Origin of the sequence: Caproiciproducens sp. MSJ-32, assembly GCF_018918055.1 — a bacterium.
GTDB lineage: Bacteria > Bacillota > Clostridia > Clostridiales > Clostridiaceae > Clostridium.
In genome coordinates this window covers 1-22,164 of the sequence record NZ_JAHLPS010000028.1, presented here as the reverse complement: position 1 = coordinate 22,164, position 22,164 = coordinate 1, and the positions used below count along the sequence as shown (strand labels likewise).

Sequence of the window (22,164 nt, the reverse complement as noted above, 5' to 3'; positions counted from 1 at the left end):
TTGGTTTTAATTTTTTATATATCTTTTAGAATATACTTGAGGTGATAAATATGAATTTTTCAGAAAAGCTGCAGATATTAAGAAAAGAAAAAAGGCTTTCTCAAGAAGGCCTTGCTGAGAAGTTAAATGTATCAAGACAAGCTGTTTCAAAGTGGGAATCAGGACAAAGCTTTCCTGAGTTAGACAAGATTATTATTTTATCAGATATATTTAGCGTTACAGTAGATGAACTTGTTAAAGATAATATAGAACTTAAGAGAAATATAGAAGATAAAAAAACAGAAGAAAAAAAGAATGATAGTCAAGAAGATAAAGAATATCAAAGAAAAGAAGATACTATAAATAATACTTATGAAGAAGGTCATGAAAAAGAAAAATTCTATAAAAAAATTATAAATATGTTTAGGCTAGATAGTAAAGAAGATAATAATTTTGTAGAAGCTGAGGAAGAAGATGAAGAAGATGTTGATGGAGATAAGGGTGCCATTAGTGAATTAATGTTTATCGGCCCTACTATAGGTATGATTATTTATTTTATTACAGATAACAGTTCGTATATTATAATAGGACCCTTATTAGGATTTGTTTTAGATAGTATTTTTCAGTTATATTTACGAACAAAGAGGAAGGGATAAAAATATGAACACAAAGGAATACAAAAGAAATATTAGAAAAGAAGTGCTAATGAAAAGATCAAAAATGAAAGCAGAAGAAAAAGAACTTAAAGACAATATTATTTTAGAAAAACTATTTGAAACTAATTTATATAAGAATGCAAGAAATATATTTACCTACATAAGCTTTGGAGATGAAATAAATACAATAAAGCTTATTAAAAGAGCTTTTAAAGATAAAAAAAATATAGCAGTTCCCAAAACTTATAGAGAAACAAAAACAATGCATGCAATATTTATTGATAGTCTTAGAGAATTAAAGGAAAATTATATGGGTATCCTCGAACCAATTGATGATAGTATTGTTGTAAAAAAAGAAGATATTGATTTAATAATTGTTCCAGGAACAGTTTTTGATAGAGAATTTAATAGAATAGGCTATGGTGGAGGATATTATGATAGATACTTAGAGGATATTGCATATAAAAATAATAAAGTTGTATTAGCCTATGATTTTCAAATTATAGATAAAATAGAAAGTGAAGAACATGATATAAAGATGGATCTTATAATAACAGATAAGGAAGTTATAAGTAGAATATAAAAAAGTATAAAAATATTATTGCACATTTAGAAGTTTTAGTATATTATATAAAATAAATAATTAAATAGAAAGAAGGCTTTATTAAGAATGGTGGAGGGACTGGCCCTGTGAAACCTGGCAACCTACTAACAGCTTTAGTGTGGTGCTAAATCCAGCAGATTATTAGATCTGAAAGATAAAGTATATTAGTTTTATACAGTGATTTTGTTATTTATAGGTTGTTTCTTATTAAGAAGCAACCTTTTTTATTTATAAATTTAGCAATGAGTATATAAAAAGGAGGCATTAAAATGAGTAACAATTTTAAAAAGGGAACAATATGTGTTCAAGGAGGGTATAGCCCAAAGGCAGGGGAACCAAGGGTGTTACCAATTTATCAAAGTGTAACATATAAGTTTGATGATCCTAGTAATTTAGAGGATTTATTTAGTTTGCAAGCTGTGGGACATTTATATAGTAGAATTTCTAACCCAACAGTTGCAGGATTTGAAGAAAGGTTTGCCCAATTACAAGGTGGCATTGGGGCAGTTGCCACATCATCAGGGCAGGCAGCTATTCTTTATTCAATAATTAATATATGTAAATCAGGAGATCATATTATAGCATCTTCAAGTTTATATGGTGGAACAGTGAATTTATTTAAAGTTCATTTAAAGAACTTAGGAATTGAAGTGTCCTTTGTGAGTCCAGAGGCTTCTAAAGAAGAGATATTATCAGCAGCCAAGGAAAATACTAAAGCTATATATGGAGAAACCATCGGTAATCCAGAATTAAATATTTTAGACTTTGAAAAATTTGCAGAAACTGCAAAAATTCTTAAGGTACCATTTATAGTTGATAATACAGTAGCTTCTCCATATCTTTGTAATCCCTTTGAACATGGGGCTAATATTGTTATACATTCAACAACAAAATATGCTGATGGACATGCTCAAAGTATTGGGGGAATAGTTGTAGATGGAGGAAATTTTGACTGGAGTAATGGAAAGTTTGAAGATTTTACAACACCAGATCCAAGTTATCATGGATTAGTTTATACAGAGGCATTTAAAGAAGCTGCCTATATTACTAAGCTTAGAGTGACTATAGCAAGAGATTTTGGAGCATGTTTAAGTCCATTTAATGCGTATATAACAAATTTAGGATTAGAAACTCTTCATTTAAGAATAGAAAGACATTCACAAAATGCTTTATCCTTGGCAAAGTGGCTAGAAAAACATCCAAAAGTTAAGTGGGTTAACTATCCATATTTAGAAACAAGTAAGGAATATGAAAAAGCTAAAAAATATTTAAATGGCGGGGGAAGCGGTCTTCTTACCTTTGGATTAGATACTGATATAGAGGGAACTAAGAGATTTCAAAGGGCATTAAAATTAATTTCCCTAGCAGTTACCTTAGGAGATACAAGAAGTTGTATATTACATCCTGCAACAACAACTCATAGTCAGCTTTCAGAAAAGGAATTAGAAGGAGCTGGTGTAACAACAGACTTATTAAGAATATCAATAGGAATTGAAGACATTGAAGATATAATTAAGGATGTAGAGCAAGCTTTAGAAGCAGTTTAAGATTATAGGAATATAAATCTATATTGATAATTTCAACCCTCTTTGTTATAATAATTTGCAGCAAAATTGAATTATAAGTGCTTAGCACTTTTTATAAGGGAGGGTTAACTTGTTTAATAAGGAAGAATTAGAAATATTAAATGAAGCCTTAAAAATATATGAAGAAAAGGTTACTAGGGATTTAGAAGCTAGTGTTAATAATAAAAATAAAATGGTTGCTAATAATAGAAAGCAAAAAAAGGTATGGCTTCTTCAAAACAAGCTTGCCAAACTTCTTAAGGAAGTTTAATTAATGAGAAATGTATAAGAAGAATGAATAGAAGTATAATAAATAGAAAAGGATTTGCTTAAGCAAATCCTTTAATTTCTACATTTCTTTATTAGCAATTTCTAAAATAATCCTATTTTTAAGTTCAGTTACATCAACTGCTCCTTCTTCACCATTCTTTCTGCTTCTTACAGCAACTGAATTGCTAGCAGCTTCTTTTTCACCAACAACTAGGATATAAGGAATTCTTTCTAATCTAGCTTCTCTTATTTTATATCCTATTTTTTCAGCTCTATAGTCCCCAGTAATTCTTATACCAGCATTTCTAAATTCTTTAACTATAGCTTCTGCATAGTCATTATATTTATCAGAAATAGGTAGAACTATAGCTTGAGTAGGAGAAAGCCATGTTGGGAATGAACCATTATACTTTTCAATTAACATAGCTAAAGTTCTTTCATAACATCCAATTGATGATCTATGGATTATAAATGGACGCTTCTTGTTACCATCTTTGTCAACATAAGTCATATCAAATCTTTCGGCTAAGGCAAAGTCAATTTGGATAGTTATGATAGTATCTTCTTTTCCATGAACATTTTTAAATTGAATATCAAGTTTTGGCCCATAGAAAGCAGCTTCACCTTCAGCTTCAACATAATTAATTCCTAAGTGGTTTAATATTTCTCTCATTGTATTTTGAGTTTTTTCCCAAGCTTCTGGATTGTTAATATACTTTTCAGTATTGTTTGGATCCCACTTAGAGAATCTATAAGTTATATCATTTGCAATTCCTAAAGTTGTCATAATATGATCAATTAATTCAACACAACCCTTGAATTCCTCTTCTACTTGTTCAGGTGTACAAACAATATGACCATCTGCTAAAGTAAATTGTCTAACTCTTATTAAACCATGCATTTCTCCTGAAGCTTCATTCCTGAAAAGAGTAGAAGTTTCAGCATATCTTAAAGGTAATTCTCTATAACTGTGTTGTTCTGAGTTATAAATAGTATATTGGAATGGACATGTCATAGGTCTAAGAGCAACTACTTCGTCATCTTTTTCTTCATCTCCTAATACGAACATTCCATCTTTATAGTGATCCCAGTGGCCAGATACTTTATATAAATCGTTCTTAGCCATAAGTGGGGTTTTAGTTAATAAATATCCTCTTTTTTCTTCTTCGTCTTCAACCCATCTTTGTAAAAGCTGAATTATTTTAGCTCCCTTTGGCATTAATAAAGGAAGTCCTTGACCGATTTTTTCATCAGTAGTAAATAATTTAAGTTCTCTACCAAGTTTATTATGATCTCTTAGTTTTGCTTCCTCTAAAGCTTGTAAGTGAGCATCTAAGTCTGATTTCTTTAAGAAAGCAGTACCATAGATTCTTGAAAGCATTTTGTTCTTTTCATCGCCTCTCCAGTAAGCACCAGCAGCTCTAAGAAGTTTAATAGCTTTTACTGGTTTTAATGACATTAAATGAGGCCCAGCACATAGGTCAGTAAAGTCACCCATTTTATAGAAGGATATAACAGCATCTTCTGCTAAATCATTTATTAATTCAACCTTGTAAGGTTCATTAGCATCCTCCATAAGTTTTATAGCTTCAGCTCTTGGTAATTCAAATCTTTCAATTGAAGGATTTTCTTTTATTATTTTTCTCATTTCATCTTCTATTTTTTCAAGATGAGTAGAGTTGAAAGCTGGTTCTATGTCAAAATCATAGTAGAAGCCATCATTTATTGCTGGTCCTATTGCTAGTTTTGCTTCAGGGTATAATCTTTTTACAGCATAAGCTAAAACATGAGACACACTATGTCTTAATGCATCTTTTCCTTCTTGAGAATCAAAAGTACATATAGCAACTTCGCTATCTTTTTCAACAACAAAACGTAAGTCAACTACTTCTCCATTAACTATTCCACAACAAGCATTTCTTGCTAAACCTTCACTTATAGATTTAGCAATATCAAATACAGAAATACTTGATTCAAATTCTTTTACTGATCCATCTTTTAAAGTGATCTTAATCATATTTATCTTCCTTTCTAATTAATTCTATTTAGATTGTAAGTTTCTAGATACTTATAAGTTAAACTATTTTAGTAGAAATATTTATTTCAATAAAATAAAAAACTCCCGTCTCTTTCTATAAATAGAAAGGGACGAGAGTAGTAAATTCAAACTTCCCGCGGTTCCACCCTTAATTGCCTAAAAATAGGCCGCTTAAGATATCGTAACGTGATATAAACGGACTTTATTAGAGTCACTCAGAGGTGGTTTTCAACTAAAATCAAATAAGATACTTTCAGCAAATGTATCTCTCTCTGAAAAATGATTAATAGTCTACTGTCCTCGTCATAGTTTTAATGTATTCTACTAATATGTTATTCTTAATTATAAATATAAAAAACTTTAATGTCAATAAAACAAAACAAAATAAAATAATTTACTAAAAATACGAAAAATGTCATAATAAAAATATTGAAAAATTTTAAAAGCTTATATATAATATTAAATGTAAGAGATGCAGATGTGGCGGAATTGGCAGACGCACTAGACTTAGGATCTAGCGCCTTTGGCGTGGGGGTTCGACTCCCTTCATCTGCACCAGCTTTTAAATAAAGTATGCGGAAGTGGCTCAATGGTAGAGCGTCACCTTGCCAAGGTGAACGTTGCGGGTTCGAGTCCCGTCTTTCGCTCCAAAATAAAGACTTCTAAAGTCTAATTAATTAGATTTTAGAAGTTTTTTATATATAAAATTACATATTGTTTTATTATGAATAATATTTCTGAAAAATAAAATACTATTAATAATAGAAGAATTCACATATTATAATGTGAATTCTTTTTTATGCAAATCTATATTAATATTTAAATTGTTTAGTCTAAATTAACCAATATTTATATTGTGAAAAAGGCGCTCTAATTCTAATTCTTGAAGCATACTTTTGGAATATAGTTTGCCTCCCATTAATTTTGTTATTAGTTCAATTTTTGAGTAGCCTTCTTTATACATCTTAAGGTCTTTTACAATTTTTTTAAAAGTAGATTTTGGTATTTCTAAAATAATGGCAAGTTCCTTAAAGGTATAATAATCTTTTGGTAAGAGGCTGAAAAGTTTTTCTTGTAGTTCCAACTTATATTTTAAATCTGTTTCTAAAGAGTTGTGGGGGCCTAGTTTTCCCCTATGGTGGTAATTACAAAGATATTTATAATTTAATTTAATATCATAACCACCTTCATGTTTATGAACTATATGATGAATATCAGCCTTTGATCCACAAATTTCACAGTGGTGCAAATTCACGCCTCCCTTATATATATCCTTAATATTATTATAAAATAAACCTTTATTTTATTCAAATAGAGGATTATGGTTAAAATAATAATATTAAGAAAATTTAGAAAATAAATTTTTATTAATATCTTGAAAACGATTGTTACATGGTGTAATAAACTATATAATATAAATATAGATAATATATTATATTATGGTAATGAAGAAAGGGTGATAGAGTGAGGCATAATTACGATTCCTTCGATTATTGGGAAGAACTGATAGATAAAAACAAAACTTTGAGAGGTCATATGTTTATGGATTCGTTACCAAATAAGGATACAATTTATATTCATACCCTAGTTTTTGGAAAAAACAACGGAATTGATAATACATGGAGCTACTTTCCTGATATAAAGACTTTATTAGGATATATACAATATTCATTTTTACAAGAAGCCTTTTATAAGTGGATATATGGAAAGGAAAAATTAATTGTTAATGTCCCTAATATAAGAGTAGAAAAAATAATTTCTGATGCAGAAAAGAATAAAAAGCTGACAAAAGAAGAAGCAGATAATATGAGAAGAGAAATAAATATGATAAAATCTTGCTGGTCTTTACCAAAAAATAAAATCTTTGCAAGGTTAAAAAAATTTAGCAGGGATTTTAATAAAACCTGGGTTGGAGATAATAGAGAGTTTTTATATTTAAAGATATTTAATAGTCCTATCGAATTAGGAGATTTCGTGATAAACTCCAATTATATAATTAGAGGAAATGAATTTGAAAAAGTAGTTGGGGTTACTATTGATGAATGGAAGGAAATATGTAAAAAAGCAGAAACTGATAAAACTTACGGCGAGAAATTTAGAAATATTTTAGCAAAATCTCTTACAGATGTAGTATAAAAATATAGAAATTTCTTATTGACAGAATTATTTTTCTAGTATTATAATAATATTTGTCAATAAGATTTGCGGGTGTAGCTCAATGGTAGAGCCCTTGCCTTCCAAGCAAGTTACGTGAGTTCGATTCTCATCACCCGCTCCATTTTGTGCCATTAGCTCAGTTGGTAGAGCACCTGACTCTTAATCAGGGTGTCCAGGGTTCGACCCCCTGATGGCGCACCAGATTAAAAAAGAGAGATTAACCTAGGTTAATCTCTCTTTTTAGTTTGTACTAAAGAATTCGTAATTCATATTTAAGCATTAAACTACTGAGTAATAGCCACCAAACTGTGTATTATTCACTGTGTATTGTGAATTGAAAGGTGCTGTACACTTTTCCTTATTGACATTATAAGTCTAAGTTGATACTATATTAATGCAAAATTTAAGAACTTATCAAGAGCGGTGGAGGGACTGGCCCTGAGAAACCCAGCAACCGAGAATCTTAATGATTCTTAAGGTGCTAAATCCTGCAGGGGATCCTGAAAGATAAGGAGTTTATTATAACTTTTTATAAGGAAATGAACTTCTGTATTCTTGCAGAAGTTTTTTTGTTTTTACATAACTTTAAGCAATTGGAGCAATATATTATTTTGAAGGAGAGAAGAAGGCTTGGAAAATAAGAATAAGGGCTTTGCATTATTGCCATTAGGAGTATTTATAGTAATTTATTTGGGAATATCTATAGCAGCAAAAAGCTTTTATGCTGTATCAGTAATTATTCCATTTTTAGCAGCAGCATTAACAGCTTTATTAATGAATAGGAAGGAAAAGCTTGATAAAAAAATAGAGCTATTTTGTAAAGGGGCAGGAGATATAAATATTTTATTAATGATATTAATATTTATATTAGCAGGTGCTTTTGCTCAGGTAGCTAGAGATATGGGAGCAGTGGATTCTACTGTTAATTTAGGGTTTTATTTGCTTCCAAGCAGTTTACTAATACCAGGGATATTTATTATTGGATGTTTTATTTCCTTATCAATAGGAACTTCAATGGGTACAATAGTTGCTTTAGTACCAATAGCTATTGGAATAGCTGATAAAACTGCTATATCAACATCTTTAGCAGTAGGAGCGGTAGTCAGCGGAGCAATGTTTGGTGATAACCTTTCAGTAATATCAGATACAACTATTGCAGCAACTAAAACTCAAGGTTGTGAGATGAAGGATAAATTTAAAATGAATTTTATGATAGTTCTTCCAGCTGCAATAATTACAACAATTATATTTATATTTTTAACAAGAAATACAGCTGTAATAAATTTAGATTCTTTAGAGTTTAATATATTTAAAATATTACCCTATGTTTTAGTAATAATAACATCATTAATAGGATTAAATGTAATAATAGTTTTATTACTTGGATTAGGACTTTCAGGACTAATTGGTGTTATATACGGAAGCTTTGATTTAATAGGGCTTTTTAATTCAATATCAAATGGAATAGCTTCAATGAGTGAACTTATAATAATTTCATTACTTATTTCAGGAACTATAGAAATAATAAAGTTTAATGGCGGAATAGATTTCATTCTTAATAAGGGATTAAGAAATTTTAAAAGTAAAAGAGGAGCAGAATATGGTATTGCAGTTTTAACAAGTTTAGTAGATATTTGTACTGCAAATAATACAATTGCAATAGTAACAGTAGGGCCTATAGCTAAAGATATTTCAAATGAATTTGAATTAGAAGCAAAAAGAGTTGCAGGTATTATGGATATCTTCTCTTGTGGATTTCAGGGAGTGATACCCTATGGAGCTCAATTATTATCAGCAGCAAGTCTTGCAGCGATATCACCTTTTGCAATAATGCAGTTTTTATTTTATCCATATTTAATGCTGGTTAGTGCAATAATATTTATTTATTTTTATTGGAAAAATAAATAAAATTAGTACATATTAATAAGTTAAAATTTAAAATATAGGAAAGCTTGCTGAAAGTAGTTTAAAGAATTAAAAAAGGAACTGTCCGAGGTCAATATCATTAAGATATTACTCTGCGACAGTCCTTTAATTTTAATGTAGATTTTCAATTATTAATTATCAATTGCAAATAGCAATGCAATGCTATTTGCAGCAATTCCTTCTCCACTTCCTGTAAATCCAAGACCTTCTTCAGTAGTAGCTTTAACATTTATCTGATCTATATCTATTTCTAGAGTTTTTGCTATGTTTTCCCTCATAGTTTCAATATAAGGAAGCATTTTTGGTTTTTGAGCAATTATAGTTGCGTCTATGTTACCAATTTTATAGCCTTTGTTTTTAATTAATATTCCAACTTCCTTTAAAAGTGTAAGGCTAGATATACCTTTATATCTTTCATCAGTATCAGGAAAATGTTTGCCTATGTCTCTAAGAGCTGCAGCACCTAGCAAAGAATCGCATATTGCGTGTAATAATACATCTGCATCGGAATGACCAAGCAGTCCTTTTTCATAAGGAATATTAACACCACCAATTATAAGCTCTCTATTATCTACTAATTTATGGACATCATATCCTAATCCTATTCTCATATTACCACCTCTAAAATATTATTTAGGACTATTTTACCATAAATTAATATTAATATTAACTTCTAGTAGTGTTATATTATTTCTTTGAAAATGGACTCACTGTTTTCGTAATATTTTTCTTTTTTCTTAAATATTTTCTCTTTTATAATTTTTATTAAATATTGTATTTTATATATATAATACATAGGCTTAGATTTAATTCTCCTGCGTTTAAAAACAAAATCAACATAAATTATTTTTTTATTCATAAAGAACTCCTAAATATTAATGCCTAAAATATCCAAACTTATTAAAATACAAAATCCTTTATGTTATAATATATGTTAAAATAGCCTAAATGTTTATTGGAGGTATAGGGTTGAGAGAGGGAATTAGAAGATTAATAGGGCTTATTTTAATAATTATAGGTATTACTATAATTATATCTATTATTTATAAGAAAATTGAAACAGAAAAAAAGCAAGAGGAACTTAGAAATATTTTAGAAGAAGTAATAAATGAAGACATAGATGAGCCTGAGAATAATGAGGACAGTTTTACTGTAGGTGAGGGGTATAAGCCTATAGGATTATTAGAAATACCTAGTATAAATCTTTCTCAAGGAATAGTTGAAGGGGTAACAGATGATATACTTTTATATTATTTAGGTCATTTTGAGAATTCTGCAATGCCTGGAGAAAGGGGAAATTTTGCAGTTGCAGGACATAGAATTTCAGATTATTCAGAGGCTTTTGTTAATTTGTATAAAACAAAAGTTGGAGATAAAATAATAGTAAAGGCAAAGGGTAAAAAATTCATTTATGAAGTAACGGATAACTTTGTTGTTCAACCAGATAGAGTTGAAGTATTAGATGACACCAAAGATGCAACAATAACATTAATTACATGCACAGTTGGTGCTAAAGAAAGAGTTATAGTTAAAGGAAAGTTAATTGAAACTAAGGAATTAAATGGCGGAGGAGAACAATGATCTTTCATCAGTATAAATATAAATTTTCAACTAAACCCCCTATAAATTTAGTATTGGAAGATGTAATAGAAAAAAGGGAGGAAGAAATTAATAGATTAAAAGAAGATTTATTGGAATATAAAATACTTATTAAAGACTTAGTCTATGATAAACCTTCTTATGATATTCGAAATAAAATATTAAATATAACCTATTTTATAATAGAAAATATAGAAATTTATGATTATCTAGTAAAAAATAAAAAATTTCCAATGAAATTACTGTTAGAAAATACTTCATTAGAAAGAAATTTTCTTGAGCAGTGGAAGGAATTTATAATAACATATTTTATCATTTTATCAGATCCAACTTATCATTATTTGCAAGACTATCTTCAGATTGTTGAAGCGATACAAGTACTTGGATCTGAAGAAATATTTGAAAATATGAATACAGAGGAACATAGAGGCATTCTTCTTCACAAGGGAAAATTTTCTTCAATTATTTTAAGTTCAAAGGGAGAATTTATAAAAGTTAAAGCAAATAAGGAAGAAAAAATAGGTGAAGAAGTTTTAGCAAAAGAGAGTATTTCTTTCAAGAAATATAAAACACAGATAGTAATATTTTTTAGTTTAATAGGCTGTATATTTTTAATTGCTTATTATAATTATAATAATACAGATAAAACCTTAGTGATTGAAACAACTTCTACTATAACCCTAGAATTAAACTCATCTAATAAGATTATAAATTATTCTAGTAATTCAGAAGAAGTTAAGGAAATATTAAAAGAATTGGATATAAAAAATAATCATGTAGACTTAGCTTTAACAACTATATTAGAATATGCTGTTAATAATGAAATGATTCCAGGGAATGGTATAGTTTTAAAGGTAACTGGAAAGCCTTTAGAAGATAAAGATATAAAAGATACAGAAGAATATATAGCAGAAAATAAACTTGAAGTTAAATTTAATAATTCAGGAGACGAAAATAAGGTTTCTGAATAAAAGTACAAAGGTGATAAAATGGGAAATATTATAGTTCATAAAGACAGGGGAGATAAAATAAGGCTAAATAAATTTATAAGTGAGACAGGCTTTTGTTCAAGAAGAGAGGCAGATAAGTTAATAGAGGCAGGAAGGGTAACTGTAGATGGAGTAAGGGCAGTTATGGGAACTAAGGTATCTGAAAATGCCAATGTTAAAATAGATGGAAAGCCTATAAAAAGAGTTGAAGAATTAGTTTATATAGCCTTAAATAAACCAGTAGGAATAACATGTACTACGGAAAGAAAAGTAAAAGGGAATATAGTTGATTTTGTTAGCCATGAAAAAAGAATTTTTCCAATAGGAAGATTAGATAAGGATTCTCAAGGATTAATTCTTCTTACCAATGATGGTGACATAGTAAATAAAATATTAAGGGCAGGAAATAATCACGAAAAGGAATATATAGTTACAGTAGATAAGCCTATAACTGATAAGTTTATAAAGGATATGTCTAATGGAGTAAGGATTTTAGGAACGATAACTAAGAAATGCAAGGTTAGAAAAATAAATGAGAATACCTTTAATATTATATTAACACAAGGTATGAATAGGCAGATTAGAAGAATGTGTGAAGCCTTAGGTTATAATGTAATTAAGTTAAAAAGAATAAGGATAATGAATATAAAACTAGGAAATTTAAAAATAGGTCAGTGGAGAAACTTAACTAAGGAGGAATTAGTTAAGTTAAATTCTCTAATAAATAATTCAATAAAAACTGAAGATGCAGATTTATAATATTATATTAAAAGGACATTATTGAATTCTTATTTGAATTTGATAATGTTCCTTTTATATCACTTTGAAGTTTATTCTTATTTTTATGTAATTACATATTATTCGATCAAAATTAAAAGTTTACTAATAGAAATTATCAACAATTTTAAAGATTATTTTATAATGGTCTATTATTTTTATTAGTGAGATGCGAAAATATGCTTTTTTTGCACATTATCCACATAAACCTGTTGATAAATTGTTAAGATTATGTTGACATAAGTATTAATAAATATAAACAAATTGTAGATAATATTAAATATATATTTTATTAATATTTCAAAAATTGTGACTAATTTTAGAGATGGGAGAATTACTATATGATAAAAAGGATAATGTTATTTGGAATAATAGGAGTAATTAATTATTTTAATATTATTTATCCACAAGATTTGTTAATTAATATTAACAGGAAAATAGTAGAAGAAAATTTAGTTGTGGATAAATCCTTTGAAGAGAGTTCAGAGTATTTAAAAGTTAGTGTAAAAATTCCACAAATTATAGGTCTTAATAATAAAGAAAGGGAAGAAGAAATTAATAAGGAGATACTTGATTTTACAAATAATTTTGTAGAGGAAAATAGAAGTGCTAGTGAAGCAAATAGGCCTGGAGTTCCATATGAAAGTTTTGTAAGTTATAAGGTAACTAATGAAGAGAAAATTTTGAGTTTTTATATTGATTATTATCAGTATAGTGGTGGGGCTCACGGGATAACAATCAGGAAAACATATAATATTGATAGGGACACAGGTAAGAATTTAGAACTTAAAGATTTATTTAAAGAAGGATTTGATTACAAAGAATATATAAATAAAGAAATAGAAAGTCAGATAAGTTTAAATAAAGAAGTTTTTTTTCCTGGTAAAGAAGGCTTTACAGGAATAAAGGATAATCAAGCTTTTTACATAGAAGATGGATATATAGTAATCCAGTTTGCTTATTATGAAATTGCACCTTATGCAGCAGGGATGCCTCAATTTAAAATTCCTTACAATGTCCTAGAAAACTATAAAACTGTATAAATAAGTATTATTTTTTATAAGTTAGTAAAATAAAAAGGAAGCTGGCTCAAAATGATTTTAATAATCATTTTGATACAGCTTCTTTTAATTAAGCTCTATAAGAGCTTATTCAGTAATCGCCAACTCCAAACTCCTAACTCCACATTAGTAACTCCACACTGTTTTATCTATAGAATTCTTGGGTTGCATAGTAAGTGGTTCCTACCTTGTAAACTCCAACTCCAATGCTTGTAAAGTTAGTTGATAAGATGTTAGCTCTATGGCCTGATGAATTCATCCAGTTGTTCATAAATTGTTCAGCTAGAGCAGCATTTCCAGATCTACCTGAAATATATGCTATATTTTCACCCCAAGATCTATAGCTTACCCCGTCTGCCTGCATTTGTGAAGTTATTAATTGACCTTCTGGATTTCTATGATCAAAGTATCTTCTATCACCCATATCTTGTGATTTTAATCTTGCATAGTGTTCCATTGTATCATTGTATTGTAATGCTGTAAGACCAGCTGCAGCTCTTTCCTTGTTAACTCTTGTAAAGATAGCTTGTTCGATTTCTGCTATAAATTTATCTGAAGCTTCTTTTTGAGTGTTGTCTTCAGAATTATTATTTTCCTTACCTGTATTTGTTTCTTCAGGAGCTGCTGGTGTTTCTTCTTTAGCAGTATCTTCTTTTTTATCTTCTTCTTTTATAGGAGCCTCATTGCTTGTCCCATTGTCTTCCTTAGAATTATTATCTTCTTTGTTTGTATTTTCATTAGAATTGCTGCCAGTGTTGTTTTCGGCTGTATTTTCCTCTTCAATAATTACATTTGAATTATCTTTTGATGTATTGCAAATTTGTTCAATAATCTTTATTTGATCTGTTATTTTTATATTATTAAGGCATGAAGGTAAAGTTCCTGCCCCAATACCTGTTGTTAGACATCCTGATAATAAAAGTGACATTAATTTTAATTTAATCATATGTTAATTCCTCCTCAGAAATTTTTTGTTTCATCCGATGAACTTATAATAACACAGATAGGGGGGCTGCCCAATATGAGATGACTAGCAATTGAAGCATAAAGTAGAAGGAATAACAAAAATAGTGACTAACAACTTATATTTTCCAATAAAGTTGTTATGTGTATAGATTATTAATAAGAAAGAAAGAGTAAAAATCACTTTTATTAAAAATAAATTTTAAAAAAATTTTATATCATAATATGAAAGAATTTATATATTTAGGAATTAAAATTAAATAATAAAGGTAGCTTGTCTAAAACAAACTACCTTTTCTATATTTTTTAATTAAGCGATAATATTAATTAAATCCATACAATTTTTAGATTTTCAGCTCATTGAAAGTTGAAAACTAAAATCTGAAAACTTAAAATTGTACTACGCTGCTTTTTCTACATTTTCAGAAGAATTTGATTCTGCAGCTTTTTCCTTTTTATCTGTTGTAAAATCTATAATTACTTTAGCAATTTGAATTATTACAGTTGGAAGGAATGCGTATAAATAAATATATCCAATTTGCTTTCCTGTTAATACTGCAACTTCAAATAAGTTTCTTAAAGCTGGTATAAATAAAACTGAGTTTAAGAAAATTAATCCTGCAATAAATGCTAACCAGCTAAATTTATTTCCAAATAAGCCTAATGAAAACACTGATTTATTTCCTCTACAGTTAAAGCCGTGGAATAATCTAGCTAAACATAATGTAGCAAAAGCCATAGATGAAGCAACTGCAGCATTATTATCACTGCCAAGCCCCTTATAGAAAGCTAACATTGTAAATATTGCAATAATTAAACCTTCAAAAGCTAATTCTAAAACAAATTTCTTATCTAAAATTCCAGCATCTCTAGATCTAGGTTTTTCTTTTAATAAATCTCCTTGAGCTGGTTCCATACCAATAGCAATAGCAGGTAAACTATCTGTTAGTAGGTTAATAAATAGTAAGTGAACTGCCTTAAATGGCATTGGTAATGCTAAAAGTGAAGTATAAAGTACTGAAAGAATACCTGATGCATTACCAGATAATAAGAACTTAATTGAGTTCTTAATATTTCTGTAAATATTTCTTCCGTTAGCAACAGACTTAACTATTGTAGCAAAGTTATCATCAGTTAATATAACTGAAGCAGCATCTTTTGAAACTTCTGTACCAGTTATGCCCATTGCAATACCTATATCAGCTTGCTTTAAAGCAGGAGCGTCATTAACTCCATCCCCTGTCATAGCAACGATTTGATTTTTATCTTGCCATGCTCTAACTATTCTAATTTTATGCTCTGGAGAAACTCTAGCATAAACAGATATATTTTCTACATTGTTTCTTAATTCTTCATCAGACATCTTATCTAATTCTATACCTTCAATAGCTCTATCTCCATCTCTTAAAATACCAATTTGTTTAGCAATAGCTGACGCGGTAATCTTATGGTCTCCAGTAATCATAACTGGTTTAATACCAGCAGATATACAGTCTGCAACAGCAGCTGCAGATTCTTTTCTTGGTGGGTCAATCATTGATATAAGCCCTATAAAAGTAAAGTTTTCTTCGTCTTCTATGCTTATATTTTTATTTTCAGGGAATTCTCTGTAAGCAAAAGCTAAAACTCTTAAGCCATTTTCAGATAATTCTCTATTGGCATTTAATATGTTTTGTTTATCCTCATAACTTATGTTTCTAACACCATCAGGAGTTTTTATGAATTTAGTTCTATCTAAAATAACATCCAATGCACCTTTTGTGAACATTATATATTTGTTATCAAAGAAGTGAAGAGTACTCATAAGCTTTCTATCAGAGTCAAATGGAACTTCCGATAATCTTTCATAAGCCTTTCTAAGCTCTAATTCACATAGTGAAAATTTTTGACCTAAGTTAACAAAAGCAACTTCAGTTGGGTCTCCAATTTCTTTTCCTTCTTTACATGTAGAGTCATTACATAGGATTGAACTCTTTAGCAAATACTTTTCAACAGGATCTTCTATATTTAATTCTTCGCCATCAATAAATCTATTATTAACAAAGACTTTTTTTACTGTCATCTTATTTTGAGTAAGGGTTCCAGTCTTATCAGAACATATAACAGATACTGATCCTAAACCTTCAACTGCTCTTAGTTTTTTAACAATAGCATTTTCCTTGGCCATTTTTTGAGTTCCAATAGCTAGTACAATTGTAACTATTGAGCTAAGGGCTTCAGGAATAGCAGCAACAGCTAAAGCAACAGCAAACATAAGAGAATCTAGCATGTTATTAGTTCTAAGACTTAGGAAGAATACAATAACACAAACTCCTAAAATACCAATAGCTAATTTTTTACTAAAGTCATCTAAGCTGACTTGTAGTGGTGTTGCTTTTTCTTGAGTTTCTTCCATTAGGTTAGCAATTTTACCTATCTCAGTACTCATTCCTGTAGAAGTAACAACTACTAAAGCTCTACCATAAGTAACTAAGGAACCTGAGAATACCATGTTTTTTTGATCACCTAAAGCAACTTCCTCACTTTCAATTACTTCAGCAAATTTATTAACACTTTCAGATTCACCAGTTAAGGAACTTTCATTAACTTGAAGGGAGAAGTTTTCAATGATTCTACCATCAGCTGCAACCATATCTCCTGCTTCAAGTAATAAAATATCTCCTGGAACTACTTCTTTAGAAGGAATTTCAACCTTTTTTCCATCTCTAATAACTTTAGCTGTTGGGGAAGATAAAGCTTTTAAACTATCTAAAGATTGTTCAGCCTTAAAGTGTTGTACAGTTCCTAAAACTGCATTTAAAGTAATAACTGCGATAATAACTAAAGTGCTTTCTGCATCTCCAGTTAGCATTGATATTAAAGCTGCAATAATTAGGATTATTACAAGTAAGTCTTTAAATTGACTAAAGAATACTTCCCAAACAGTAGCTTTTTCCTTTTGGGTAAGTTCATTATAGCCATACTTGTCCAAATTTTCTTTTGCTTGCTTTTCACTAAGACCAGATTTTGAAACGTTAAATTCTTTCAACGTCTCCTCATAGCTTTTAGAAAAGTACTTCTTCATATAAAATCCTCCAAACTAAATATAAAATTATAATTTCATTAATAACTTGTGGGTCTAGAGAAATAAAAAAGAGACCCTTAATACAATTTTTAAGAAATAAAAACTGTATTAAAAGTCTCGTAACCATTAAGGTATATAACACCAGGCCTTAGCCGCGTATGTTGATGCTATATTTTTTACTACTCCCTTTTAACTTAGAAGTTATTAAATTTTAATTATAGTATTAATAATAAAGATATAAGAAAAAATTGTCAAGCATAAAAATAAAAATTTTTATCATATTTTAGCAAATCACAAATTAAAAATGGAAAGCATATTATAATACATAAGTACTACGTGGAGTTGAAAGTTATTGATATACGGGCTGATACTAGCAGGGGGAAAAGGAACTAGACTTTATCCCTTATCAAGATCAAACAATCCGAAACAGTTTTTAAAAATTATAAATAATAAAAGTTTCCTTCAAAATACGGTGGATAGAATAATTCCCTTGATAAATAAGGAAAATATTTATGTTGTGACTAATAAAGAATATAAGGAAAAAATAAAAGGTGAATTAGAAAATATAGATCCTAATAATATTTTTACTGAGCCGAAAAATCGAGAAACGGCAACTTGCATAGGCTTATCTGCCGTAAAATTATTAAAAAAAGATAAAGATGCTGTAATGGTCGTTTTGCCATCAGATCATCATATAGAGCGTGAAAAGGTATATTTGGAAACCTTAAATCAAGCAGTAGAAATAGCCAATAAAAGAAGGGGAATAGTAACCCTTGGAATTACTCCAACGAGAGCAGAAACAGGTTATGGCTATATTGAAATGGGACCAAGAATCCAATCATCGACTATACCAACTTTTAAGGTTACCAGATTTACTGAAAAGCCTAATGTTGAAGTGGCAAAGGATTTTATCTTAAAGGGAACTTATTTATGGAATTCAGGAATGTTTGTTTTTAGAGCAGATGTTATTTTAAGAGAAATAGAAAAGTATTTGCCGGATCTTTATAAAGCTCTAATGGAAATTTATAAAAGTGTTGGTGAAGAAAATGAAGAGTCTGTTATAGAGGAACAGTATTCAAGAATAGATGGAATATCTATAGATTTTGGAATTATGCAAAAAACAAGAAAGGGCTTTGTAATAAAAAGCGACTTTATTTGGGATGATATTGGAAGTTTTTCAGCCTTAAGCAGGTATATGGAGGAAATTGGAAATAATAAAGTGAGCAGTAAGGTATATTTACAGGATAGTGAAAATTGTTCTATATTTGGAAATAGGAATTTAATTATAGGTCTTGGGATAAAGGATTTAGTTGTAGTAGATTCAGGAGATGTTATATTAATAATGGATAAGAATAAAGATCAAGAAATAAAACATCTCTTAAACGAACTAAATGAAAGACCAGAATTTGAAGATTATCTTTAATATGTTTGATTAACATTTGCTGAAAATAGGGTTGCTAAAAATTTGAAATTTAGCGACCTTATTTTTATTTAAAAAAGATTTCTTATATTGTATAATTAAATTAAGTAAAGGAGTTGTAAAGATGAGTATTGAGAAAAAGAAGAATTTTATTATCAATGTAATATATATAATAGCATTAGTATCAATAGTATATGGTATTTTTAAATATGCAATTCCATGGCTTATGCCTTTTGTTATTGGATTTTCCGTAGCCTTTATACTTAAACCAGTAATAACACTGGTATCAGACAAATATAAAATTAGTAGAAAACTAACTGCAGGAATTCTTGTTACCTTATTTTATTTAATAGTTGGCGCTTTAATTACTTTATTAATTATAAAGTTGTCAATGTCTATTAAAGATTTATTTTTAGCATTACCTAGTTTATATATGACAAAGGTGGAACCTGCAGTTTATGAAATAACCTATAATATAGAAAATTTAATTTCAAAGTTAGATCCAGAATTAGTAAAGACTATTACAGATATTCTTTTATCTTTAGTAAATTCACTAGGAAGCTTAATTTCTAATTTATCTACTACAATTGTTAAAGTAATTTCATCAGCAGTTTCAGCAGTTCCAGGATTTTTTATTATAGTATTATTTTCAATTATTTCATCTTACTTTTTTGCATTGGATTATAAGGTAATAACAGGATTTATTGAAAAGCAGTTACCTGAAAAAACAGCAAATATATTATTTCAAGCTAAAGAAGGTTTGGGTAAAACTATATTAAAGTTTATAAAATCTTATTCTATTATAATTACCATAACTTTCTTCGAATTATTTGTGGGATTAATGTTATTAAGAGTAGAAAAAGCAGCAACAATAGCTTTTATTATTGCAATATTTGATATACTTCCTATTCTTGGTGCAGGTGGAATTCTTATACCTTGGGCAATTATTGAATTAATAAAAGGAGAAATTTTCTTAGGAATTGGAATATTCTTAATGTATATTCTTATAACAGTAATAAGAAATATAATTGAACCAAAGATAGTGGGAAAAGAAGTAGGGCTTCATCCAATTATTATGCTTATATGTATCTATCTAGGAATAAATTTATTTGGTTTTATAGGAATTTTTGTTTTACCAATAACAATGACTGTACTGATTAACTTAAATAGATCTGGAAAGATAAAGTTATTTAAATAAATAGCTGGAAATATATTTACCCTTATTGACAAATTTCTACGAATTAAATATAATAAATGAGGTTGAAAATTTCAGGCATAGGGAAGCATACGATACTTTATATTAATTACAGAGTTTTATAAAGCTTTGTGCGGATTTAAAGACTTATTTATAACTAACTGCTAAGTTATATGTAAGTCTTATTTTTTATATTTGTTTAATTGAATTTAATAAAAAAGCTGATATAGTTATAGTAAGGAAAAGATGTTTAAAAGAAAAAGTGTATTAATATAAGCGTTTTAAAAAAGCAAGAAAAGTGATAAAATAAAATATAGTAGCTAATAATAAATAGGAGAGTAGAGAATATGGATAAAAAGAAAAATATATCAATGGCAGTAATAAAAAGACTTCCTAAATATTATAGATATTTAAAAGAATTACTTAAAAATGATGTAGAAAGAATATCATCAAAGGAATTAGGAGAAAAGATAGGTTTTACAGCTTCCCAAATACGTCAAGATTTAAATAATTTTGGTGACTTTGGTCAACAAGGTTATGGATATAATGTTAAAGATTTATATAATCAAATTGGACTAATTTTAGGATTAGATAGAGAATATACTGCTGTCTTAATTGGAGCAGGTAATATAGGACAGGCAATAGCCAATTATAGATTTAATGAAAATGGCTTAAATATTGCGGCTATTTTTGATGCTAATCCTAAGTTAATAGGAATAAAAATAAGAGATGTAGAAATAAAAGATATTGATTATTTAGATAATTTTCTAGAGGAAAATAAAATTGATATAGGTATAATATGTGTTCCAAGAAATAATGCGCAAGCTGTTTGTGATAAACTAGTAAAAGGCGGGGTAAAGGGAATATGGAATTTTGCTCCTGTTGATTTAGTAATTCCAGAAGACGTAATGGTAGAAAACGTACATTTATCAGAAAGTTTATTAACATTAATATACTTATTACACGATCAAGAAAACTAATACAGCCCACAAAAATTGTGTGAAATTCACAATTCAAATATAAAGTGCAGAATTTATGTATTTTTTCAGTCTACTGATAAGCTGAATGATATATTTAAAATAGAGCTGTCCTGCTAAATATATTAGTAGGACAGTTATTTTTTAGATTATAAGAAATGTAAACAGGCTTGAAATTATATTGCTGCTTAAATTTACTATATCATTATTGATAAAGGATATTCCTTTAATAAGTTTATTAGTTTTTCCTTTATAAACTCTTTTCTCTGTTATAGTATCTAATTCATCACAATAATATTGAGCTTGAAGGGATGCTCCCAGCAAACTATCTATTATTGCCCCAAAAAATCCTAATAAGAAACAGTAGCTGGAATAGATCAAGCCTTCTTTAAGATCCTTATAAATAAATATATTTAATATAAAATGTATTGAAGCAATGAAGGAAGAGCCTAATAGGGCAAAGCTTGTTCCTAAAAGACTAATTCCACCAGACATTCCTGTTTCTAAGGGTTTTAGGGTTAATATATTTATAGGCTTTCTTTTGCTTAACACTCCAATTTCTGAAGCCCAGGTGTCCGCTGTAGAAACGGCAAAGGATACTCCATAGGCTAATAAATATATAGAACTTTGATTAAAATAATATATAATTGCCACGATAAGTCCAACTCCGCCATTTGCAATTACCTGCATAAAGTCACGATTTTCACCCTTTTCATTTATCTTTTCTAATTTATCTTTGTTTATCTTTTTAAACTTTGATAATAGGCTAGAGGAAACAAAGAAGGCAATCATTATGATAGAAAAGCAGAAGTTTCGCAGATTAAAAAATAAATAGGGCGTAGCCCCTTGATATGTCAAGGTTTAGATGAATAATAATTGAAATATGTAAATTCCGATTTTTACTGGAAAAAATTTAGGCTTTAA

20 protein-coding genes, 4 tRNA genes, 2 riboswitches and 1 other annotated feature are annotated in these 22,164 nt (G+C 28.7%); of the genes, 17 read left to right on the top strand and 7 right to left on the bottom strand.

Going from position 1 to position 22,164, the window contains the following annotated elements; translation table 11 throughout:
* The first annotated feature begins 50 nt into the window (after positions 1-50).
* The 4 genes from KQI16_RS03400 to KQI16_RS03385 all read left to right on the top strand — a co-directional run bounded on the left by KQI16_RS03400 (position 51) and on the right by KQI16_RS03385 (position 3,075).
* The gene (locus tag KQI16_RS03400; protein WP_216432228.1) at positions 51-635 is read left to right on the top strand and encodes a helix-turn-helix domain-containing protein; all 585 of its coding nucleotides are present in this window, start codon (positions 51-53) and stop codon (positions 633-635) included.
* Between the two features lie 4 nt (positions 636-639).
* Positions 640-1,218 carry a 5-formyltetrahydrofolate cyclo-ligase gene (locus tag KQI16_RS03395; RefSeq protein ID WP_216432226.1) on the top strand — a complete coding sequence of 193 codons (579 nt, stop codon included), beginning with the start codon at positions 640-642 and terminating at the stop codon, positions 1,216-1,218.
* Positions 1,219-1,293: 75 nt separating this feature from the next.
* A riboswitch (SAM riboswitch) is annotated at positions 1,294-1,400 on the top strand.
* 108 nt (positions 1,401-1,508) lie between these two features.
* A complete protein-coding gene (locus tag KQI16_RS03390) occupies positions 1,509-2,786 on the top strand; it encodes an O-acetylhomoserine aminocarboxypropyltransferase/cysteine synthase family protein (RefSeq protein ID WP_119864386.1) in 1,278 nt (425 codons plus the stop codon).
* A 109-nt stretch (positions 2,787-2,895) separates the two neighbouring features.
* Complete coding sequence (locus KQI16_RS03385) at positions 2,896-3,075, top strand: hypothetical protein (RefSeq protein WP_119864387.1); 180 nt, start codon at positions 2,896-2,898, stop codon at positions 3,073-3,075.
* A 78-nt stretch (positions 3,076-3,153) separates the two neighbouring features.
* Here KQI16_RS03385 and thrS read toward each other — a convergent pair whose 3' ends face one another.
* Positions 3,154-5,091, bottom strand: coding sequence for a threonine--tRNA ligase (gene thrS, locus KQI16_RS03380; protein ID WP_216432224.1), 1,938 nt, complete (start codon positions 5,089-5,091; stop codon positions 3,154-3,156).
* A gap of 124 nt (positions 5,092-5,215) precedes the next feature.
* Positions 5,216-5,428, bottom strand: a binding site (T-box leader).
* Positions 5,429-5,586: 158 nt separating this feature from the next.
* Between thrS and KQI16_RS03375 the strand changes: the two genes are divergently transcribed.
* Both KQI16_RS03375 and KQI16_RS03370 read left to right on the top strand, forming a co-directional pair.
* A tRNA-Leu gene (locus KQI16_RS03375) sits at positions 5,587-5,670 on the top strand.
* A gap of 17 nt (positions 5,671-5,687) precedes the next feature.
* A tRNA-Gly gene (locus KQI16_RS03370) sits at positions 5,688-5,762 on the top strand.
* 188 nt (positions 5,763-5,950) lie between these two features.
* On the opposite strand, the gene KQI16_RS03365 is transcribed toward KQI16_RS03370, so the two are convergent.
* Positions 5,951-6,361 (bottom strand): HNH endonuclease signature motif containing protein, encoded by a 411-nt coding sequence (locus KQI16_RS03365; RefSeq protein WP_216432222.1) that lies wholly within the window; start codon positions 6,359-6,361, stop codon positions 5,951-5,953.
* Positions 6,362-6,576: 215 nt separating this feature from the next.
* Between KQI16_RS03365 and KQI16_RS03360 the strand changes: the two genes are divergently transcribed.
* From KQI16_RS03360 to KQI16_RS03345, 4 genes are all read left to right on the top strand, one after another.
* On the top strand, positions 6,577-7,248 hold the full coding sequence (locus KQI16_RS03360) for a hypothetical protein (RefSeq protein ID WP_216432221.1): 672 nt from the start codon (positions 6,577-6,579) through the stop codon (positions 7,246-7,248).
* Between the two features lie 68 nt (positions 7,249-7,316).
* Positions 7,317-7,390: transfer RNA gene (locus KQI16_RS03355), tRNA-Gly, on the top strand.
* A gap of 4 nt (positions 7,391-7,394) precedes the next feature.
* Positions 7,395-7,470, top strand: a tRNA-Lys gene (locus KQI16_RS03350).
* A gap of 207 nt (positions 7,471-7,677) precedes the next feature.
* Positions 7,678-7,783: riboswitch (SAM riboswitch) on the top strand.
* Between the two features lie 116 nt (positions 7,784-7,899).
* Positions 7,900-9,177 carry a Na+/H+ antiporter NhaC family protein gene (locus KQI16_RS03345; RefSeq protein ID WP_216432219.1) on the top strand — a complete coding sequence of 426 codons (1,278 nt, stop codon included), beginning with the start codon at positions 7,900-7,902 and terminating at the stop codon, positions 9,175-9,177.
* Positions 9,178-9,326: 149 nt separating this feature from the next.
* Here KQI16_RS03345 and ispF read toward each other — a convergent pair whose 3' ends face one another.
* Both ispF and KQI16_RS03335 read right to left on the bottom strand, forming a co-directional pair.
* On the bottom strand, positions 9,327-9,806 hold the full coding sequence (gene ispF / locus KQI16_RS03340) for a 2-C-methyl-D-erythritol 2,4-cyclodiphosphate synthase (protein ID WP_216432217.1): 480 nt from the start codon (positions 9,804-9,806) through the stop codon (positions 9,327-9,329).
* 71 nt (positions 9,807-9,877) lie between these two features.
* Complete coding sequence (locus KQI16_RS03335) at positions 9,878-10,054, bottom strand: hypothetical protein (protein ID WP_216432214.1); 177 nt, start codon at positions 10,052-10,054, stop codon at positions 9,878-9,880.
* Positions 10,055-10,164: 110 nt separating this feature from the next.
* Here KQI16_RS03335 and KQI16_RS03330 point away from each other — a divergent pair, with 110 nt between their 5' ends.
* The 4 genes from KQI16_RS03330 (at position 10,165) to KQI16_RS03315 (ending at position 13,603) form a co-directional block, all read left to right on the top strand.
* On the top strand, positions 10,165-10,776 hold the full coding sequence (locus KQI16_RS03330; RefSeq protein WP_216432212.1) for a class D sortase: 612 nt from the start codon (positions 10,165-10,167) through the stop codon (positions 10,774-10,776).
* Positions 10,773-11,765 (top strand): anti-sigma factor domain-containing protein, encoded by a 993-nt coding sequence (locus tag KQI16_RS03325; RefSeq protein WP_216432211.1) that lies wholly within the window; start codon positions 10,773-10,775, stop codon positions 11,763-11,765. The genes KQI16_RS03330 and KQI16_RS03325 overlap by 4 nt, the downstream gene beginning before the upstream one ends.
* Before the next feature lie 18 nt (positions 11,766-11,783).
* Positions 11,784-12,542 carry a 23S rRNA pseudouridine(2604) synthase RluF gene (gene rluF / locus KQI16_RS03320; protein WP_216432209.1) on the top strand — a complete coding sequence of 253 codons (759 nt, stop codon included), beginning with the start codon at positions 11,784-11,786 and terminating at the stop codon, positions 12,540-12,542.
* A 359-nt stretch (positions 12,543-12,901) separates the two neighbouring features.
* On the top strand, positions 12,902-13,603 hold the full coding sequence (locus tag KQI16_RS03315; protein WP_286172857.1) for a DUF3298 and DUF4163 domain-containing protein: 702 nt from the start codon (positions 12,902-12,904) through the stop codon (positions 13,601-13,603).
* Positions 13,604-13,766: 163 nt separating this feature from the next.
* Here the strand turns inward: KQI16_RS03315 and KQI16_RS03310 are convergent, their stop codons facing one another.
* Complete coding sequence (locus tag KQI16_RS03310; RefSeq protein ID WP_216432207.1) at positions 13,767-14,567, bottom strand: CAP domain-containing protein; 801 nt, start codon at positions 14,565-14,567, stop codon at positions 13,767-13,769.
* 417 nt (positions 14,568-14,984) lie between these two features.
* Positions 14,985-17,648 carry a cation-translocating P-type ATPase gene (locus KQI16_RS03305; RefSeq protein WP_216432205.1) on the bottom strand — a complete coding sequence of 888 codons (2,664 nt, stop codon included), beginning with the start codon at positions 17,646-17,648 and terminating at the stop codon, positions 14,985-14,987.
* A 352-nt stretch (positions 17,649-18,000) separates the two neighbouring features.
* Between KQI16_RS03305 and KQI16_RS03300 the strand changes: the two genes are divergently transcribed.
* The 3 genes from KQI16_RS03300 to KQI16_RS03290 all read left to right on the top strand — a co-directional run bounded on the left by KQI16_RS03300 (position 18,001) and on the right by KQI16_RS03290 (position 21,243).
* Positions 18,001-19,071, top strand: a complete 1,071-nt coding sequence (locus tag KQI16_RS03300; protein ID WP_216432203.1) for a mannose-1-phosphate guanylyltransferase — start codon at positions 18,001-18,003, stop codon at positions 19,069-19,071.
* A gap of 121 nt (positions 19,072-19,192) precedes the next feature.
* On the top strand, positions 19,193-20,266 hold the full coding sequence (gene ytvI / locus KQI16_RS03295; protein WP_119864399.1) for a sporulation integral membrane protein YtvI: 1,074 nt from the start codon (positions 19,193-19,195) through the stop codon (positions 20,264-20,266).
* A gap of 344 nt (positions 20,267-20,610) precedes the next feature.
* On the top strand, positions 20,611-21,243 hold the full coding sequence (locus KQI16_RS03290; protein WP_216432201.1) for a redox-sensing transcriptional repressor Rex: 633 nt from the start codon (positions 20,611-20,613) through the stop codon (positions 21,241-21,243).
* Between the two features lie 141 nt (positions 21,244-21,384).
* Here the strand turns inward: KQI16_RS03290 and KQI16_RS03285 are convergent, their stop codons facing one another.
* Positions 21,385-22,098 (bottom strand): DUF92 domain-containing protein, encoded by a 714-nt coding sequence (locus KQI16_RS03285; RefSeq protein WP_286172856.1) that lies wholly within the window; start codon positions 22,096-22,098, stop codon positions 21,385-21,387.
* Positions 22,099-22,164: the final 66 nt, after the last annotated feature.